We start from the raw sequence: 17,607 nt of genomic DNA, 5'->3' as shown, positions 1-17,607 counted from the left end.
TGCGTCCGCTCCCCGTTGCCTCGTCCGTAGGCGATGCCGGCCGGCTGCCGACCGCGTCAGTTCTGGTGCGACTCGTAGTGCGCGACCGCGTCCGCGGTGCGCCCCGCGCCGTACACCCGGAGGAACTCTGCCAGTTCCGGGTGGGCCGGGGCGAGGGAGTCGGCGGCGTCGATGATGTCGCCCGCCGCGGCTACGGAGCGCAGCAGCGACTGGATCTCGCGGACCACCCGTCGGACGGTCGGAGCGCCCGACCCGGTGGTCGGCTGACCGGTGCTGGTGAGGACGGAGCCACCCTGCGACTTCTTGACCTCGTCCATCCGGTCGGTGGCCTCGGCGGCGCTGACGGTGCCGTCGGCGACCTGCACGGCGAGCTCCTGGAGCGCCTGGACGCGCTGGACGACGGCCGGATTCCCGATCTTGGCCCGCTGGCCGCTCATCAGCTGGGACAGCATGGGCGCGGACAGTCCGAGCACGGCCGCCAGCCTGGCCTGATTGAGTCCGAGATCGTCGATCAGCCGACGGAAGAGCGCCCCCAGCGGCTCTCCGTACCAACTGCGCTGAAGCTCTCTGGCTCTCGCCGTGGCTTCCTGCTGCGCTGCGTCCATTTCTTCTCCCCATCCCTCGGTTCGCCACTGCGAACCTCGATCAGCATCTTACGGAGAGTGGTCGCCGACGGGGAGTCCCAATCCTTTTGCCGGACATGGGGGGTGACCCGGTACGCTGTTCTCGTTCCGGGGCCTTAGCTCAGTTGGTAGAGCGCTGTCTTTGCATGGCAGATGTCAGGGGTTCGACTCCCCTAGGCTCCACGGCACACACCCCCTGTGAGCTGCGTTTCCGCAGTTCACAGGGGGTGTTTTGCGTTGTCGGTGCCGACGGCCGGTGTTCGGAGGCCGTCCCGCACGGGAACCGGGCCCGTCGTGCCGGTCCGGGCGTCGGGACCGGGCCCCGGCCGGCGTTCTCTCACGAGGTGCCGGTTCGGCGCCGGGCGGCCGTGAGCGGTCCACTGCTCCGGACGGGTGGTGTTCATCGGAAGAACTGCGCGACGGCGGCGACGTTCCGTGGAAATCGGGCGCGCATCCACATCATGAGGAAAGTACGTAAAGCGCGCAAACCGAAATGAACCATTCGAGATCGTCACGAAAGTGAGGGGCCATGGCCACCGCCAAGGTCAAGCAGTTCTGGACCGCCTTCATCTCCGTCCTCTTCGCCCTGCTCGCCTCCGTCGGCCTGGCGGGCACCGCCGCCGCCACCCAGCAGCCCGCCGTCCAGCAGCCCGAGGAGCCGGCCGGCCCCGCCGCGGCCGCACCCGTCGTCGGGGAGAAGCGGGCCGCTCACGCCTCCGTGCCTGCACAGAGGGCGCACCGGTGGCCGCTCGTCGGAGACCGCTCCCTGCCGCCCACGATCAAGCAGCGCATCGCCGCCGAGGCCCACGGTTCCTCTCCCGCCAGCCGTAACCGCTCCGCCGCCGGTGTGACCGCCTCGGCCGAGGGCGACGAGCCGGCCGCGCTGACGGAGCTGGCGCTCGCCGCGGCGGCTTAGGGCGTGGGGAGAACGACGATGCGCACTCCCCACACCCGTACCCGAACCCGAACCGGTGCCCGAATCGGTACCCGAACCCGTGCCCGCGTTTCCTCGCACGGCTTCGCCTCGTACGACACGGCAGCACCTGCGGCACCCCGCGGAGACCGTGACCCCGCAGGAACCAGGACCCCGGCAGACTTCGGCAGGGCCCTGGTGGACACACCCGGCAGGACCTCGGCAGCACCCAGCGGTACCCCGGTAGGTCAGCGGCGCTCGTCGCGATCGGCGGCCTCCTCGGCCGCGGCAGCGGCTGCGGCTTCGGCCTCGGCCTCCGACTGCTTGGCCTCCACCTCGGGGTCGAGGGAATCCCCGCCCTCGTCGTAGGACGTCAGTACGGAACCCTCCTCTTCCACCTCGGTGGCAGCGGGCGGCTCGACCAGCCAGTCGGGATTGGCCTGCTTGTCCCACCACTTCCAGGCGGCGAACGCGCCGCCGGCGAGAACGCCCAGGATCAAGAGTCCCTTGGCGAGGCGTCCGGCCCGTGCCCGACGCTCGTGACGCTTCACGATCTTCTCGATGTCCCTCGGTGTCACCTGACCGCGCAGCGCGGCCCAGGCGGCAGTAGAACGCGACCCGGCCTCCTCAAGGACGGGACCGGTCGCGGCGACCGCGCTCTCGACGCGCGGAACGGTGTAATCGGCCGCCTGACGGCAGGCCGAGCGGGTCTTGACCGCCGCACGCTGTGCGGCCGCGTCGACCCGCGGCGGTACATGCGGTGCGACGTACGAGTCGTACTGCTCGCGAGCCTGCGCCCGGGCCTGTTGAGCGGCCTTCGAGACCTTCGGCGCGATCAGCACACGCGCCTCGTGGGCGTAGTGCGTGGCCTGGTCCTTGGCCGTTCCGGCGTACGGCGCCACCACTTCCGCGGCGTGCAGGACGCTCTCCTTCGCCGAATCTGACGCGGCGCGCACGCTGTCCATGCGGGTCACGGGATTCCTCCTCCTCGGTGGCGACGATGTCGGTTTTTCACCTTTCCATCCTTTCCGGAATCATGCCCCCCCGAGCCGGGTCCGGCATGTGGGGTGGGCATCCGGGGCATGCGAGGATCGGACACGCCAGAGACAGACGTGACATGACGTGGACGGAAGGCGACCGTGGCCGAGCAGCTGTACGCGATCCTCAAGACGAGCCTGGGTGACATCGAGGTGCGGCTGATGCCGTTCCACGCCCCGAAGACGGTCAGGAACTTCGTCGAGCTCGCCGGCGGTGAGCGCGAGTGGACCCACCCCGCGACCGGCACGGTCTCCTCGGACCCGCTCTACGACGGCACGGTCTTCCACCGGGTCATCAAGGGGTTCATGATCCAGGCCGGCGACCCGCTGGGGAACGGCACGGGCGGCCCCGGCTACGAGTTCGCCGACGAGTTCCACCCGGAGCTCTTCTTCGACCGTCCCTACCTGCTGGCCATGGCCAACGCCGGTCCGGGCACCAACGGCTCGCAGTTCTTCGTCACCGTCGCCCCCGCGACCTGGCTGAACCGGAAGCACACCATCTTCGGCGAGGTCGCCGGCAAGGAGAGCCGGAAGGTCGTGGACGCGATCGCGGCCACCGCGACCGACCCGCACACCGAGCGACCGCTGAAGGACGTGGTCATCGAGTCCGTGGTGATCGAGAAGCGCTGAGACGGAAGGGACGGCACCTCTCATGGAACCGAGACCCTCCGAGAACAAGCACGCCGGTCTGCCGCGCTGCTACCGCCACCCCGAGGTGGAGACCGGCATCCGCTGCACGCGCTGCGAGAAGCCGATCTGCCCCGCGTGCATGGTCTCCGCCTCCGTCGGCTTCCAGTGCCCCGACTGCGTCCGCAACGGTTCGGGGACCGGCCACGCCCCTGACGCCAATCAGCCGCGGACGCTCGCGGGCGGCCGGATCGCGTCGGACGGCCGCCTCGTCACCAAGATCCTCATCGGGATCAACCTCGCGGTCTACCTCGCCGTCCTGGTGTTCGGCGACCGGCTCGTCGACGAGCTCGTGCTCATCGGCTACGCCTACAGCCCGGCGCTCGGCGAGCTCGTCGGGGTCGCCGACGGCGAGTGGTACCGGCTGCTGACGTCGACCGTCCTTCATCAGGAGGTCTGGCACATCCTCTTCAACGTGCTGGGCCTGTGGGTGATCGGCGGGATCGTCGAGCCCGAGCTGGGCCGGATCCGGTACGCGGCCCTGTGCCTTCTCTCCGGCCTCTCCGGCTCCGTGCTGGCCTATCTCGTCGCCGCGCAGAACCAGCCCTCGCTCGGCGCCTCGGGCGTCGTCTACGGGCTGATCGGCGCCTGGGTGGTGCTCGCCCGCCGGCGCCGCCACGACATGCGGCCGGTGATCCTCTTCGTGGCCCTGTCACTGCTCATGACATTCACCCGACCGGGGATCTCCTGGGAGGCCCACGTCGGTGGTCTGGTCGCGGGCCTCGTGGTGACGTACGCGCTCGTGCACGCGCCGAGGGCCCGGCGGGACCTGGTGCAGTACGGGGCGCTGGCCCTGGTGCTGCTGCTCGACGTGGGGATCGTGCTGGCCCGCTCGGCGGCGCTCACCTGAGCGCAGAGGGCTGTGGACGAGCTTCTCTGTGAGCTTTCCCCAGAGTTATCCACAGTGCGTGGCGATCCCTCCCCGCTCTGTGGGGAAAGACCGCGCCCCTCACCTCTGACCTGGTGTTTCTCCAGGGAGGTGAGGGGCGTCATGGTCTCCTGTGAGGGTGATTCCGGTCATACCGGCGTCAACCTCGTGCGAGTTATCCACAGATCTTCGTAAGTTATCCAGTGCTGTGCACAACGCTGTGGATAAGTTCAGGGGAGAGCTTGACGAGCAGCCGGTACGGGCGCTAGACCGCCGCCGTACCCCTGCTGTTCGCCGCTACTTCCACTGTGTGGAGACACCGAAGCCGGCCGCGATGAAGCCGAAGCCCACCACGATGTTCCAGTTGCTGATCGACTCGATCGGCATCGAGCCGTCAGTGACGTAGAAGACCACGATCCACACCAGACCGATGGCGAACAGCGCGAGCATCACAGGCGCCACCCAGCTGCGGTTGGTCAGCTTGATCGAGGTGGCCTGCTTCGCCGGCGGGGGCGTGAAGTCGGCCTTCTTGCGGATCCGTGACTTCGGCACGAGGGACTCTCCTGTCGATGCGCTGCGTGACCGCGCAGGGAACTGTGGCTGGCGCCGGGATGTGACGAAGGAGGACGACTGCGTCCCCCAGGCGTCCGTTAGCGTAGTGGTTCCGCGGCACCGAAGGGGATCAGGGTACGTTGAGCAATTCCGCCGGCACTCCCGAAGGACCTGGCCGCACCGCGAGGTGGCGCCCGGTCCAGGTGCTCACCCTTGCCGTTTTCGCCCTCGCCGGACTGATCTTCGTCACGAGTTTCAACACCGCCAAGGGCACCAACATCCGCACCGACGCCTCACTCCTGCGGCTCTCCGACCTGATCGAGGAGCGCAGCCACAAGAACGCGGGCCTCGACGAGTCAACCTCCGCCCTCCGCTCCCAGGTCGACACCCTCGCCGCCCGGGACGACGGCTCCACGCGCGCGGAGGACGCGAAACTCGACGCGCTGGAGGCGGCGGCGGGCACCACCGAGGTCTCGGGCTCCGGCCTCACCGTCACCCTCAACGACGCCCCGCCGAACGCCCAGGCCGCCCCCGGCTACCCCGAACCGCAGGCGAACGACCTGGTCATCCACCAGCAGGACCTCCAGGCCGTCGTCAACGCCCTGTGGCAGGGCGGCGCCGAGGGCATCCGGGTCATGGACCAGCGGCTCATCTCCACCAGCGCCGTGCGCTGCGTCGGCAACACCCTGATCCTCCAGGGGCGCGTCTACTCGCCGCCGTACAAGATCACCGCCGTCGGTGACCGGGGGAAGCTGAGCAGGGCGCTCTCGGGATCCCCGGCGATCCAGAACTACCAGCTGTACGTGAAGGCGTACGGGCTCGGCTGGAAAGTCGACGAGCACAGGGCGGTGACTCTTCCCGGGTACTCGGGCACAGTGGACCTCCATCAAGCGAAGCCGGTGAGCTGACCCCACGCGCGCGGCCGGGGTGGCACCGCCGGGAGCCGACTGCGGGAGGGGCGCTTGCGTCTCGTCGTGAGGACCTTCAGCGAGCTGTGCATCACCGTCGGCGCCCTGATCGTCCTCTTCGTCGTGTACGTCCTGTGCTGGACAGGGGTCCAGGCCGCGAGCGCGAGCGCCGGCCAGATCGACACCCTCCAGCGCGAATGGACCGCCACCCCGGTCCGCCCCGCCGCGCCCGCCCCCGAAGCCGTCCCGTACGCCGCCGGCAAGGGCATCGCCGTCATGTACGTCCCCCGGCTCGGCAGGGACTGGAAGTGGCCCGTCCTCCAGGGCACCGGTGTCGGCACCCTCAAGAAGGGCCTCGGCCACTACGCCGACAGCGCCCGCCTCGGCGCGACCGGCAACTTCGCCGTCGCCGGCCACCGCCGCACCTACGGCGACCCCTTCAAGGACTTCCCCCGGCTGCGCGAGGGCGACGCGATCGTCCTCACCGACGGGACGACCTGGTTCACGTACCGCGTCGACCGCGCCCCCTACCGGACCGTGCCCACCGACGTCGCCGTCATCGACCCGGTACCGGCGAAGTCGGGATTCGACGGACCCGGCCGCTATCTCACCCTCACCACCTGCGAACCCGAGTGGGGCAGCAGCCACCGGCTCGTCGTCTGGGCGCACCTCGACGCGACCCGGCCGGTCGCCGACGGTCGTCCACAGGCTTTGGACAGCTGACCCCCCACGGCCCCCTCGCCCCGTACTCTGGTCCCCGTAACGAACAGAAGGGGCGGTCGACGTCATGTACGGCTGGATCTGGCGGCATCTGCCGGGCAACGCGTGGGTACGGGCGCTGATCTCGATCGTGCTGGTCCTCGCGGTCGTGTACGCCCTCTTCCAGTACGTGTTCCCCTGGGCGGAGCCGCTGCTTCCGTTCAACGATGTGACGGTGGACGGCCAGTGAGCGCGCGCATTCTCGTCGTCGACAACTACGACAGCTTCGTCTTCAACCTCGTTCAGTACCTCTACCAGCTCGGCGCGGAGTGCGAAGTCCTCCGCAACGACGAGGTCGAGCTGAGCCACGCCCAGGACGGCTTCGACGGCGTCCTGCTCTCGCCCGGCCCCGGCGCGCCCGAACAGGCCGGAGTCTGCATCGACATGGTCCGGCACTGCGCCGCCACCGGCGTGCCCGTCTTCGGCGTCTGTCTCGGCATGCAGTCGATGGCCGTGGCGTACGGCGGCGTCGTCGACCGGGCGCCCGAGCTGCTGCACGGCAAGACCTCCCCCGTCACCCACGAGGGGCAGGGCGTCTTCGCCGGGCTGCCCTCGCCGTTCACCGCGACCCGCTACCACTCGCTCGCCGCCGAGCCCGCCGCCCTGCCGGCCGAGCTACAGGTCACCGCGCGGACCGAGGACGGCATCATCATGGGCCTGCGCCACCGCGAACTGCCCGTCGAGGGAGTCCAGTTCCACCCCGAATCGGTTCTCACCGAGCACGGACACCTGATGCTCGCCAACTGGCTGGAGCAGTGCGGCGACAAGGGGGCGGTCGGACGGTCGGCGGGGCTGGCGCCGGTGGTGGGCAAGGCCGTCGCGTGACGACGGGGTCTCCGTGGTTCCGGGCGACGAACGAGCCGGAGCCCGAGCCGATACCCGCGGACCCCTACGGGGTCCCCTCGGCGCACCAGGAACCGGCTCCGGTCCCGTACCCGTACACCGATCAGGCGGCGTACCAGGACCCCGCGCAGGCGTACCAGGACCCCACGCAGGCGTATCAGGACCCCACGCAGGGGTATCAGGAGCCCGCGCCTGCCTACGAGGCCCCGTACGAGGCCACCTACGACGCTCCCCGCGAGGACGCCTACGCGGCTCCCCGCGAGACTCCCCCCGAGGACGCCCACACGCCCCCGTACGAGCCGTACGAGGCGCCTGAGGCTCCTCGGCCCTCCCCGGGCGACACGACCGTTCTGGAGGCCGTGGAGCCCCTTCCCGGGCCCGGCCGCGCAGAACGCCGCCGGGCGGCCAAGGGCGGCGGCAGCCGGGGCAAGGGCCGTCGAGGCGGCCGGCCCGCCGGCCCGGGCGGCACCGCGACCGGCCAACCGGCCGCCGCACCGCTCTCCCGCGTCGAGGCCCGGCGCGCCGCCCGCGCGGCCAAGGACAGCGTCGGCGTCATCGCCAGCCGTGCCGTCGGGGAACTCTTCATCACCTTCGGCGTCGTCATGCTGCTCTTCGTCACCTACCAGCTCTGGTGGACGAACGTCCTCGCCGGCCAGGAGACCGACCGCGCCAAGGAGCAGATCGAGGACACCTGGGCCAAGGACGACGCGGCCAAGGACGACAGCGAGCCGGGAGCGTTCGAACCCGGCGAGGGCTTCGCCATCATGTACATCCCCAAGCTGGACGTCGTCGTGCCCGTCGCCGAGGGCATCAGCAAGGCGAAGGTCCTCGACAAGGGCATGGTCGGCCACTACGCCGAAGGCAGGCTCAAGACGGCCATGCCCTCCGACAAGCAGGGCAACTTCGCCGTCGCCGGCCACCGCAACACCCACGGCGAACCGTTCCGGTACATCAACCGGTTGAAGCCCGGCGACCCCATCGTCGTCGAGACCCGGAACGCGTACTACACCTACGAGATGGCGAGCATCCTGCCCCAGACCGCCCCCTCGAACGTCTCCGTGATCGAACCCGTCCCGAAGGGCTCCGGATTCACCGAGCCCGGCCGGTTCATCACGCTGACCACCTGCACACCCGAGTTCACCAGCACCTACCGCATGATCGTGTGGGGCAGGCTGATCGAGGAACGTCCGCGCAGTCAGGGAAAGCCGAAAGCGCTCGTAGGCTGAGACCCCACACCTCCGGACGGGACGACGGGACGACCTAGTGGCACGCGTGCGTAATCGGATCGCCGGAGTCATCAGCCTCTTCGGCGAACTCCTCATCACCGCGGGCCTGGTGCTCGGTCTCTTCGTCGTCTACTCCCTTTGGTGGACCAACGTCCTCGCCGACCGCGCCGCCGACCAGGACGGCGCACAGGTCCGCGACCGCTGGGCCGACGGACCCGGAGCGCTCGACACCAAGGACGGCATCGGCTTCCTCCACGTGCCGGCCATGGGCAACGGCGAGGTCCTGGTCAAGCAGGGCACCGAGAGCGCCATCCTCAACAACGGCGTCGCCGGCTACTACACCGACCCGATCAAGTCCGCGCTCCCGCAGGACAAGCAGGGCAACTTCACGCTCGCCGCGCACCGGGACGGACACGGAGCCAAGTTCCACAACATCCACAAGTTGAAGAACGGCGACCCGATCGTCTTCGAGTCCAAGGACACCTGGTACGTCTACAAGGTCTACAAGGCCCTGCCGGAGACCACGAAGTACAACGTGGACGTCCTCCAGCCCGTTCCCAAGGAGTCGGGGCGGACGAAGCCCGGCCGCTACATCACGCTGACCACCTGCACCCCCATGTACACCTCCGACTACCGGTACATCGTCTGGGGCGAGCTGGTGCGCACGGAGAGGGTCGACCGCGACCGGACACCTCCGGCGGAGCTGCGCTGAGGCGAGCGGCCCGACGGGAACCGAGGCGAGCGGGACGGGAGAACGGGAGAGCCCCGGCATCCACTGGATGCCGGGGCTCTCCCCTTCGTACGGGCGTGAGGGCGTCAGTCGAAGATGCCGCCGCCGCCACCGTTGTTGTCTCCGCCACCGGGGTTGCCACCCTGGTTGCCGCCGCCGCCCAGCGTGATGACGGTGATGGGCTGCGTGGTGGGGACCGTCGAACCCTCCGGGGGGTTCGTGCCGAGGACCATGGCGTCCTCCTTGTCGGAACCCTGCTGCACGACGGTCAGGCCCATGCCCTGCAGCGCGTCCCTGACCTCCTTGAACGGCTTGCCGGTCAGGCCGGTGGGGATCTGGACCTGGGTCTGCTGGGGGCCCTTGGAGACCTTCAGCGTGATCTGGACCTCCTTGGACTGGTCCGAGGGGCCCTGCGGAGTCTGGTCGACGACGGTGCCCGCGGGCTGGTCGGAGTCGACCTCCTCCTTGGTGATGTTGGTGAAGCCGACCCCGTTCAGCTGCTGAACGGCCTGGTCGTAGCTGCGGGTCTTCACATCGGGAAGCTGCAGCAGCTTCTGCTTCGCGACGGTGATCGTCACCTCGGAGTTCTTCTCCGCCCTGGTGCCGCCGTCGGGGTTCTGGCGCAGGACGGTGCCGGGGTCCTCATCGGACTCCTCCTGCTCGACCTTGACCTTGAAGCCCTTGTCCTTCAGGGACTCCTCGGCGCGCTCCCGGGACTGCTCGACGACGTCCGGGACCTCGGTGAGCGGGGCACCCTCGGAGACGTACACCTGGATCGTGGCGCCGGTGTCCATCTTCGCGGAGCCGTCCGGGGCCGCGGCGGGGTCCTGGCGGCAGATCGCGCCCTTGGGCTGGTCGCAGCGCTGGGTGCCGGCCTCCTGCACCTTCAGTTCCGCGTTGGCCGCCCGCTCCGTGGCCACCTGGACCGTCTGCCCGACCAGCTGCGGGACGGCGACCTGCCGGGTGCCTTCCTTCTCGTCGAACAGCGAGACGCCGATGAAGATCGCGCCGACGAGCACCAGGACGCCCGCGAGGGCCAGCAGGATCGTCGAGGTGTTCGACTTCTTCTGGCCGCCGCGACGGCGGTCCGGACGGTCGTCGTAGCCGTAGCCACCGTCGTCCGCGTTGATCGGGGGCAGCATCGAGGTCTGGCCGGCCGGGTCGGCCTGACGCAGCGCCGTCGTCGGCTGGTCCTCCGGGTAGCCGCCGTAGCCCCCGCCGTACGCGGGCGCGCCCGCCATGCCCATCCCCATGCCCATCGCGGCGGCGGCCGCGACCGGCTGACCGTCGAGGCAGGCCTCGATGTCCGCGCGCATCTCGTCGGCGGACTGGTACCGGTAGTCGGGGTCCTTGACCAGCGCCTTGAGGACGATGGCGTCCATCTCGGGCGTGATCTCGTGGTCGAAGTTGCTCGGCGGCTGAGGCTCCTCGCGGACGTGCTGGTACGCGACCGCGACCGGGGAGTCTCCGATGAACGGGGGACGCACGGTGAGGAGCTCGTACAGCAGGCAGCCCGTGGAGTACAGGTCGGAGCGGGCGTCGACCTGCTCGCCCTTGGCCTGCTCGGGGGAGAGGTACTGGGCCGTGCCGATCACCGCGGCGGTCTGCGTCATGGTCATGCCGGAGTCGCCCATGGCGCGCGCGATGCCGAAGTCCATGACCTTGACCTGGCCGGTGCGCGTCAGCATGACGTTCGCCGGCTTGATGTCACGGTGCACGATGCCGGCGCGGTGCGAGTACTCCAGCGCCTGGAGGATGCCGACCGTCATCTCGAGGGTGCGCTCGGGCAGCAGCTTGCGCCCGGAGTGCAGCAGCTCACGGAGGGTCGACCCGTCGACGTACTCCATCACGATGTACGGGATGGAGACGTTGTCGACGTAGTCCTCGCCGGTGTCGTAGACCGCGACGATCGCCGGGTGGTTCAGCGAGGCGGCGGACTGTGCCTCACGGCGGAACCGGGCCTGGAAGGACGGGTCACGGGCCAGGTCGGCCCGCAGCGTCTTCACGGCGACGGTGCGGCCGAGCCGGGTGTCCTGGGCGAGGTACACCTCGGCCATGCCACCACGGCCGAGCACCGAGCCCAGCTCGTACCGGCCGCCGAGGCGACGCGGCTCTTCCATAGCTAATCCAGCCCTCTCCGTCTGTCCCGACCGCACCCATGGGTGGTCCGGCGGTGTGTGCTGTTCGCGGATACGGTACCGGCCCCGGGAAGACGATCTGCCCGGGGCCGGTAGCTGATACCTGACCGGTACCTGGCACGTACGGGGCCGGGACGTCAGCCCCGGGTCTTCAGAACCGCCTTCATCACGGCCTTCGCGATCGGGGCGGCGAGACCGCCACCGCTGATGTCCTCACGCGAGGTGCCCGCCGAGTCCTCCACGATCACGGCGACCGCGACCGGGGAGCCCTCGGCGGTCTTCGCGTACGAGATGAACCAGGCGTACGGGCGCTTCGCGTTCTTGTCGCCGTGCTGGGCCGTACCCGTCTTGCCGCCGACCTTGACGCCGTCCATGTTCAGGTCGGCGTTGCCGCCGGTGCCGTTGGTGACGACGCTCTCCATCATCTGCTGGAGCAGCTGCGCGTTCTCCTGCGAGACCGGGCGGCTCATCTCCTCCGGCTCGGTCTTCTTGAGCAGGTCGACGTTGGGGGCGCGCAGCTCGTCGATCATGTACGGCTTCATCAGCTTGCCGTCGTTGGCGATCGCCGCTGTGACCATCGCCATCTGGAGCGGGGTGGTCGCGGTGTTGAACTGGCCGATGGAGGAGAGCGCGTTTCCACCGCGGTCGGCCGTCTTGTCGAAGACCGAGGCGGAGGAACGGACCGGGGTGAACTGCTCGGCGTTGAAACCGAACTTCTCGGCCATCTCGACCATCTTGTCGCGGCCGACGTCGTCGCCGAGCTTCGCGAAGACCGAGTTGCAGGAGATGTCGAGGGCACGCTTCAGGCTGGCGTTGGCGCAGCCCTTGGCGTGGTTGACCATCTCCCGGTTGGAGAGGGGGATCTTCCAGCCCTCGGGGGTGTCGGTCGCCGCGTTGATGTCCTTGACCTTGCCGTTCTCCAGCGCGGCGGCGGCGGTCACGACCTTGAAGACGGAACCGGGCGGGTAGATCTCACGGATCGCGCGGTTCTGCTTCGGCTTGTTCTTGTCCTTCTCCAGGGCCAGCCAGGCCTTCTCGTCCTTCCCGGAGTAGCCGGCGAACGAGGAGGGGTCGTACGAGGGGGTGGACGCGAGCGCCAGGATCTTGCCGGTCGACGGCTCGATCGCCACGACGGCGCCGGTCTTGTTGCCGAGACCCTCGAAGGCGGCCTTCTGCGCGGCCCCGTTGAGGGTGGTGACGACGTCGCCGCCCTTCTTCTTGTCGCCGGTGAACATGGCGAGCGTGCGGTCGAAGAAGAGCCGGTCGTCGTTGCCGGTGAGGATGCCGTCCTCGATCTTCTCGATCTGGTTGGCGTCGTAGGCCTGCGAGGCGTAACCGGTGACCGGGGCCCACATGGGGCCGTCGGTGTAGGTGCGCTTGAACTTGAAGTACTCGTCTCCGGAGTCGACCGAGCCGGTGATGGGCTTGCCGTCGACGATGATGTTGCCGCGCTCGTTGGCGTAGCGCTCGATCCGGACGCGGGTGTTCTTCGGGTGGGCGTTCAGCTCGTCGGCACGGACGAACTGGAGCCAGTTGTCGCGCACGAGCAGGGCGAGGATGAGCAGGCCGCAGAAGATCGCGACCCGTCGCAGCGGCTTGTTCACGGACGGACCACCTGGGTCATCTCGGCGTCGGGGGACGGGGCGGGCGCGGGCGCGGGGCGGCGCGCCGTGTCGCTGATCCGGATCAGGATGCCGATCAGAGCCCAGTTGGCGATCACCGAGGATCCGCCGTACGCGAGGAACGGCATGGTCATACCGGTGAGCGGGATGAGCCCCATCACACCGCCGGCGACGACGAAGATCTGGAGCGCGAACGCGCCGGAGAGGCCCATCGCCAGCAGCTTGCCGAAGGGATCGCGGGCGGCGAGGGAGGTGCGGATGCCGCGCTCGACGATCAGGCCGTAGAGAAGCAGGAAGACCATGACGCCGGCCAGTCCGAGCTCCTCGCCGACGGTGGCGAAGATGAAGTCGGAGTTGGCGGCGAACTGGATCAGGTCGGAGTTGCCCTGACCGAGGCCGGTGCCGAGGATGCCGCCGGAGCCGAAGGACATCAGCACCTGCGTCATCTGGTCACAGGCGTTCAGCATGTTCTGGTCGGTGGCCGTCTCCAGGCAGCCGAAGGGGTCGAGCCAGGCCGCCACACGGGACTTCACGTGGCTGGCCGTGGAGCCGACGACCGCCGCACCGGCGACCGCCATCAGCAGACCCATGACGATCCAGCTGGTCCGCTCCGTCGCCACGTACAGCATGATCACGAACATGCCGAAGAACAGCAGCGACGTACCGAGGTCGTTCTCGAAGACCAGGATGAGGAGGCTGACCGCCCAGATCGTGATGATCGGGCCGAGGTCGCGACCGCGCGGCAGGTAGAGCCCCATGAAGCGGCGGCTGGCCAGGGCCAGCGCGTCCCGCTTCACCATCAGGTAGCCGGAGAAGAACACCGCGAGGACCAGCTTGGCGAACTCACCGGGCTGGATGGAGAAGCCGCCGATCCGGATCCAGATCTTGGCGCCGAAGACATCCGCGCCGAGGCCGGGGACCAGCGGGAGCAGCAGCAGGATGAGCGAGACCACCATGGAGATGTACGTGTAGCGCTGCAGGACGCGGTGGTCCTTCAGGAGCAGCAGCACACCCACGAACATGGCGATGCCGATCGCCGAGTACATCATCTGGCTGGGCGCGTCGGGGTTGAAGGTGCCGTAGCGGCGCATCGACGTGGCGATCAGCCGCGGCGACTGGTCGAGCCGCCAGATCAGCACCAGGCCCATGCCGTTGAGCAGGGTCGCCAGGGGCAGCAGCAGCGGGTCCGAGTAGGGCGCCCACTTGCGCACCACGAGGTGGGCGACGGCGGCGAGCAGCCCCAGGCCGAGTCCGTACCCGAGCATGCCGGCCGGGACCTTGCCGTCCATGGCCAGGCCCACGTTGAGGTAGGCGAACACCGGGATGGCTACGGCGAACGCCAGCAGCGCCAGCTCGGTGTTGCGGCGGCTCGGCGCCTCGATCGCGCCGATGGTGGTCGTGTTGGTGACAACGCTCATGGTGGTGAAAGGCCCCCTACGGGTGCTTACTGCTTGCCGCAGTTCGAGGCCAGCTTCTGCTCCTCCGCGGTGAGGGTGGGACCCGGGGTCGGAGCGGCTGTGGTGGGCTTGGAGTCAGGGGTGGCGGGGTCGGCCGGGGGCTTGCTCGCCTGGTCGGCCGCCTTCTCGGCGGCCGCGCGGCGCTCCGCGGTCTTCTTGCAGGCCGAGGCCTGCACGGCCAGCTCGGCGATCTTCGTCTCGGCCTTGGCGAGGCTGCCGCCCGTGATCGTGTCCTCGACCTGCTTCTGCTGGTACGCGGGGAGGTACTTGAGTTCGATCTCGGGGTGGTCCTTCTCGACCTTCGACAGCGAGACCCAGGCCAGGTCCTGGCTGATGCCCTGGTAGAGCGCCACGTGCTGGTCCTTGGACCCGACGAAGTACTGGGTCTGCGTCCAGCGCCAGCCGCCGTACAGGCCGCCGCCGATGACCGCGAGGACGAGGATCAGGAAGAAGGAGCGCTTCAGCCACTTGCGGCCCTTGCGCGGCTTCACGAAGTCGTCTTCGGTGTACGACTCGAAGGAGCCCTGCGGGGGCATTCCGCCGTAGCCGTGGCCTTCGCCGCTTCCGGGCGGGCCGAACCCGCCGGCGGGCGGCTGCTGGTGCGGGGCCGGGCGGCCGAGTCCGGAGGCGCGGCCGGCCGGGGTCTGCATCGCCCCGCCGTCGTTCAGCTGGGCGGCCTGGTTCTCCGCGACCGCGCCCACGATGACCGGGGTGTCGCTGAGGTGACCGGCGAGGGTGTCGCCGCCGTCGACGTCCAGGACGTCGGCGACGATCACCGTGATGTTGTCGGGGCCGCCGCCGCGCAGGGCGAGCTGGATCAGCTCCTGCACGGTCTCCTGCGGGCCCTGGTAGCTGGCGAGGGTGTCTTCGAGCGTCTGGTGCGAGACCACGCCGGACAGGCCGTCGGAGCAGATCAGGTAGCGGTCGCCGGCCCGGACCTCACGGATGGAGAGATCGGGTTCGACGTGGTCGCCACTGCCGAGCGCGCGCATGAGGAGCGAGCGCTGCGGGTGGGTGGTGGCCTCTTCCTCGGTGATCCGGCCCTCGTCGACGAGCCGCTGGACCCAGGTGTGGTCCTGGGTGATCTGGGTCAGCACACCGTCGCGGAGCAGATAGGCGCGCGAGTCGCCGACGTGCACCAGACCGAGCCGCTGGCCGGTCCACAGCAGGGCGGTGAGCGTGGTGCCCATGCCTTCGAGCTGCGGGTCCTCCTCGACCATCATCCGGAGCTGGTCGTTGGCGCGCTGCACCGCCGTACCGAGCGAGGTGAGGATGTCGGAGCCGGGGACGTCGTCGTCGAGCGTGACGAGGGTGGAGATCACCTCGGAGGAGGCGACCTCACCGGCGGCCTGGCCGCCCATGCCGTCGGCGATGGCGAGCAGACGGGGGCCGGCGTAGCCGGAGTCCTCGTTGCCCTCGCGGATCATGCCCTTGTGCGAGCCCGCGGCGAATCGCAGGGACAGAGTCATGCCCACCTGCCCTGTCGACGCTGCATCGGGGTACAGCCGGTCTCGACCCACACTGCCCACCCTCCGGTCGCTCCGGTCACGCCGGTCGCTTCAGTCGCTCGGGTCGGGAGCCCGGCACGGTCTGTGGCGGGGACCGTCCCGACTCGCTCGCTCCGCTCGCGCCTATTCATGATGTAGCACTACTTCCGCAGCTCGATGACGGTCTTGCCGATGCGGATCGGCGCGCCCAGCGGAATGGGAGTGGCGGTGGTGAGGCGGGTCCGGTCGAGATACGTGCCGTTCGTGGACCCGAGATCCTCGACGATCCACTGGCCGTCCCGGTCCGGGTAGATCCTGGCGTGCCTGCTGGACGCGTAGTCGTCGTCCAGCACGATCGTCGAATCATGGGCCCGGCCCAGCGTGATCGTCTGCCCCTGGAGGGCGACGGTCGTACCGGTGAGGGTGCCCTCGGACACGACCAGCTTGGTCGGGGCGCCGCGGCGCTGCCGTCCACCGCCCGCGGTCTGCTGGCCGCGCTGCTGCGGAGGCGCGGCGGCCTGCCGCGCCTGCTGCTGCTGTTGAGGTCGCGCCTCCTGGCGCCGTGAACCGCGCTGGGTGACCCGCGTACCGAAGAGGTCGCTGCGGATGACCTGGACGGCCACGATGACGAACAGCCACAGAACGGCCAGGAAACCCAACCGCATGACCGTAAGGGTCAGCTCTGACATTGCCCCCGCTTCACCCTTCGGCTTGCCGGTAAACGATGGTGGTGCTGCCCACGACGATCCGCGAGCCGTCGCGGAGCGTAGCGCGGGTGGTGTGCTGCCCGTCCACCACGATGCCGTTGGTGGAACCCAGATCCTGGATCGTCGAGGGCGTTCCGGTCCGGATCTCGCAGTGCCGGCGGGAGACGCCGGGATCGTCGATCCTCACGTCCGCGTCGGTGCTGCGGCCGAGGACCAGGGTCGGGCGTGAGATCTGATGGCGGGTGCCGTTGATCTCGATCCAGCGGCGCACCTGGGTGCCCGCTCCCCCGTGCGTACCGGGGCCGGGGGCCGCCGGACGGCCCGCCGCGGCGGGACCCGGCCGGTGGCCGGGAGCGCCGGGAGGCGGGGAGGCGGGCATGGGCGGGGCGCCGGCCGGGGGGTACCCGTATCCGCCGCGGCCCTGTCCCTGGCCCTGCTGCTGGTGAGACTGCTGCTGGCCGCCCGAGGGCGGCTGAGACTGTGACGTACTCGACGCCAGGGTGCGGCTGCGGACGCGGTACAGACCCGTGTCGAGGTCCTCCGCCTTCTCCAGGTGGACCTTGATCGGTCCCATGAAGGTGTACCGCTGCTGCTTCGCGTAGTCCCTGACCAGGCCGGCGAGCTCGTCGCCGAGCTGACCCGAGTAGGGGCTGAGGCGCTCGTAGTCCGGCGCGCTCAGCTCCACGATGAAGTCGTTGGGGACGACGGTCCGCTCGCGGTTCCAGATCTGCGCGTTGTTGTCGCACTCACGCTGGAGTGCGCCCGCGATCTCGACCGGCTGGACCTCGGACTTGAAGACCTTGGCGAAGGTGCCGTTGACCAGACCTTCGAGACGCTGCTCGAAACGCTTCATGACTCCCATGGGGCACCTCCTCCGTCGTTGTCGTCCTGGTACTGCTTACTGATCGTATCCACGCGTCGGGAAATCGGCTGGTTCCCCTTCTCTGCCCTGTGGACGAGTGTCACCTCTCACAAGCTTTCCCCACGGATCGTAGAGGCGGCCTGTGGACAGTGTCCCGCACCCGGCTGTGGGAGCGGGGGCTCGGTCGA

At 69.4% G+C, this 17,607-nt stretch carries 18 protein-coding genes and 1 tRNA gene; 10 read left to right on the top strand and 9 right to left on the bottom strand.

What is annotated here, in order from left to right:
- Positions 1-56: 56 nt before the first annotated feature.
- Positions 57-605, bottom strand: a complete 549-nt coding sequence (locus tag OG392_RS18385) for a helix-turn-helix domain-containing protein (RefSeq protein ID WP_329280731.1) — start codon at positions 603-605, stop codon at positions 57-59.
- A 128-nt stretch (positions 606-733) separates the two neighbouring features.
- Between OG392_RS18385 and OG392_RS18380 the strand changes: the two genes are divergently transcribed.
- Both OG392_RS18380 and OG392_RS18375 read left to right on the top strand, forming a co-directional pair.
- Positions 734-806 (top strand) — tRNA-Ala (locus tag OG392_RS18380).
- A 346-nt stretch (positions 807-1,152) separates the two neighbouring features.
- Positions 1,153-1,539, top strand: a complete 387-nt coding sequence (locus tag OG392_RS18375) for a DUF6344 domain-containing protein (RefSeq protein WP_329280729.1) — start codon at positions 1,153-1,155, stop codon at positions 1,537-1,539.
- Between the two features lie 245 nt (positions 1,540-1,784).
- On the opposite strand, the gene OG392_RS18370 is transcribed toward OG392_RS18375, so the two are convergent.
- On the bottom strand, positions 1,785-2,510 hold the full coding sequence (locus OG392_RS18370) for a DUF5324 family protein (protein ID WP_329280727.1): 726 nt from the start codon (positions 2,508-2,510) through the stop codon (positions 1,785-1,787).
- 165 nt (positions 2,511-2,675) lie between these two features.
- Here OG392_RS18370 and OG392_RS18365 point away from each other — a divergent pair, with 165 nt between their 5' ends.
- Together OG392_RS18365 and OG392_RS18360 are read left to right on the top strand one after the other, a co-directional pair.
- Positions 2,676-3,203 (top strand): peptidylprolyl isomerase, encoded by a 528-nt coding sequence (locus tag OG392_RS18365; protein ID WP_329280725.1) that lies wholly within the window; start codon positions 2,676-2,678, stop codon positions 3,201-3,203.
- Positions 3,204-3,225: 22 nt separating this feature from the next.
- Positions 3,226-4,110, top strand: a complete 885-nt coding sequence (locus OG392_RS18360) for a rhomboid family intramembrane serine protease (RefSeq protein WP_329280724.1) — start codon at positions 3,226-3,228, stop codon at positions 4,108-4,110.
- A gap of 315 nt (positions 4,111-4,425) precedes the next feature.
- Here the strand turns inward: OG392_RS18360 and crgA are convergent, their stop codons facing one another.
- On the bottom strand, positions 4,426-4,680 hold the full coding sequence (crgA, locus tag OG392_RS18355) for a cell division protein CrgA (protein ID WP_329280722.1): 255 nt from the start codon (positions 4,678-4,680) through the stop codon (positions 4,426-4,428).
- Positions 4,681-4,820: 140 nt separating this feature from the next.
- Between crgA and OG392_RS18350 the strand changes: the two genes are divergently transcribed.
- The 6 genes from OG392_RS18350 (at position 4,821) to OG392_RS18325 (ending at position 9,128) form a co-directional block, all read left to right on the top strand.
- Positions 4,821-5,588: a DUF881 domain-containing protein gene (locus OG392_RS18350; protein WP_329280720.1), complete on the top strand. Its 768-nt coding sequence runs from the start codon at positions 4,821-4,823 to the stop codon at positions 5,586-5,588.
- 54 nt (positions 5,589-5,642) lie between these two features.
- Positions 5,643-6,311, top strand: a complete 669-nt coding sequence (locus OG392_RS18345) for a class E sortase (protein ID WP_329280718.1) — start codon at positions 5,643-5,645, stop codon at positions 6,309-6,311.
- A gap of 64 nt (positions 6,312-6,375) precedes the next feature.
- Positions 6,376-6,537, top strand: coding sequence for a hypothetical protein (locus tag OG392_RS18340; protein ID WP_024760376.1), 162 nt, complete (start codon positions 6,376-6,378; stop codon positions 6,535-6,537).
- A complete protein-coding gene (locus OG392_RS18335) occupies positions 6,534-7,172 on the top strand; it encodes an aminodeoxychorismate/anthranilate synthase component II (protein ID WP_329280713.1) in 639 nt (212 codons plus the stop codon). Before OG392_RS18340 ends, OG392_RS18335 begins: the two co-directional genes overlap by 4 nt.
- Positions 7,169-8,416 (top strand): class E sortase, encoded by a 1,248-nt coding sequence (locus OG392_RS18330; protein ID WP_329280712.1) that lies wholly within the window; start codon positions 7,169-7,171, stop codon positions 8,414-8,416. The genes OG392_RS18335 and OG392_RS18330 overlap by 4 nt, the downstream gene beginning before the upstream one ends.
- Positions 8,417-8,453: 37 nt before the next feature.
- Entirely contained in the window at positions 8,454-9,128 is a 675-nt protein-coding gene (locus tag OG392_RS18325) for a class E sortase (RefSeq protein ID WP_329280710.1), read from the top strand.
- A gap of 104 nt (positions 9,129-9,232) precedes the next feature.
- Here OG392_RS18325 and pknB read toward each other — a convergent pair whose 3' ends face one another.
- The 6 genes from pknB to OG392_RS18295 all read right to left on the bottom strand — a co-directional run bounded on the left by pknB (position 9,233) and on the right by OG392_RS18295 (position 17,419).
- Complete coding sequence (pknB, locus tag OG392_RS18320) at positions 9,233-11,266, bottom strand: Stk1 family PASTA domain-containing Ser/Thr kinase (protein WP_329280708.1); 2,034 nt, start codon at positions 11,264-11,266, stop codon at positions 9,233-9,235.
- A gap of 155 nt (positions 11,267-11,421) precedes the next feature.
- On the bottom strand, positions 11,422-12,888 hold the full coding sequence (locus tag OG392_RS18315; protein ID WP_329280706.1) for a peptidoglycan D,D-transpeptidase FtsI family protein: 1,467 nt from the start codon (positions 12,886-12,888) through the stop codon (positions 11,422-11,424).
- A complete protein-coding gene (locus OG392_RS18310) occupies positions 12,885-14,324 on the bottom strand; it encodes an FtsW/RodA/SpoVE family cell cycle protein (RefSeq protein ID WP_329280703.1) in 1,440 nt (479 codons plus the stop codon). Before OG392_RS18310 ends, OG392_RS18315 begins: the two co-directional genes overlap by 4 nt.
- A gap of 26 nt (positions 14,325-14,350) precedes the next feature.
- Positions 14,351-15,832: a Stp1/IreP family PP2C-type Ser/Thr phosphatase gene (locus OG392_RS18305; protein WP_329280701.1), complete on the bottom strand. Its 1,482-nt coding sequence runs from the start codon at positions 15,830-15,832 to the stop codon at positions 14,351-14,353.
- 179 nt (positions 15,833-16,011) lie between these two features.
- Positions 16,012-16,539, bottom strand: coding sequence for an FHA domain-containing protein FhaB/FipA (locus OG392_RS18300; protein WP_073908637.1), 528 nt, complete (start codon positions 16,537-16,539; stop codon positions 16,012-16,014).
- Between the two features lie 10 nt (positions 16,540-16,549).
- A complete protein-coding gene (locus tag OG392_RS18295; protein ID WP_329280696.1) occupies positions 16,550-17,419 on the bottom strand; it encodes a DUF3662 and FHA domain-containing protein in 870 nt (289 codons plus the stop codon).
- Positions 17,420-17,607: the final 188 nt, after the last annotated feature.

The organism is Streptomyces sp. NBC_00691, assembly GCF_036226665.1.
In the GTDB taxonomy this organism is placed as follows: Bacteria; Actinomycetota; Actinomycetes; order Streptomycetales; family Streptomycetaceae; genus Streptomyces.
Note: the sequence above shows the minus strand (reverse complement) of the source record. Positions and strands in the feature narration are given on the sequence as shown.

Bases quoted from the DNA above. Each gene is read 5' to 3' on its own strand.
- OG392_RS18340 (WP_024760376.1), top strand. From the start codon at position 6,376: ATGTACGGCTGGATCTGGCGGCATCTGCCGGGCAACGCGTGGGTACGG.
- OG392_RS18385 (WP_329280731.1), bottom strand. From the start codon at position 605: ATGGACGCAGCGCAGCAGGAAGCCACGGCGAGAGCCAGAGAGCTTCAG.
- OG392_RS18360 (WP_329280724.1), top strand. From the start codon at position 3,226: ATGGAACCGAGACCCTCCGAGAACAAGCACGCCGGTCTGCCGCGCTGC.
- OG392_RS18310 (WP_329280703.1), bottom strand. From the start codon at position 14,324: ATGAGCGTTGTCACCAACACGACCACCATCGGCGCGATCGAGGCGCCG.
- OG392_RS18305 (WP_329280701.1), bottom strand. From the start codon at position 15,832: ATGACTCTGTCCCTGCGATTCGCCGCGGGCTCGCACAAGGGCATGATC.
- OG392_RS18295 (WP_329280696.1), bottom strand. From the start codon at position 17,419: ATGGGAGTCATGAAGCGTTTCGAGCAGCGTCTCGAAGGTCTGGTCAAC.
- OG392_RS18375 (WP_329280729.1), top strand. From the start codon at position 1,153: ATGGCCACCGCCAAGGTCAAGCAGTTCTGGACCGCCTTCATCTCCGTC.
- OG392_RS18300 (WP_073908637.1), bottom strand. From the start codon at position 16,539: ATGTCAGAGCTGACCCTTACGGTCATGCGGTTGGGTTTCCTGGCCGTT.
- pknB (WP_329280708.1), bottom strand. From the start codon at position 11,266: ATGGAAGAGCCGCGTCGCCTCGGCGGCCGGTACGAGCTGGGCTCGGTG.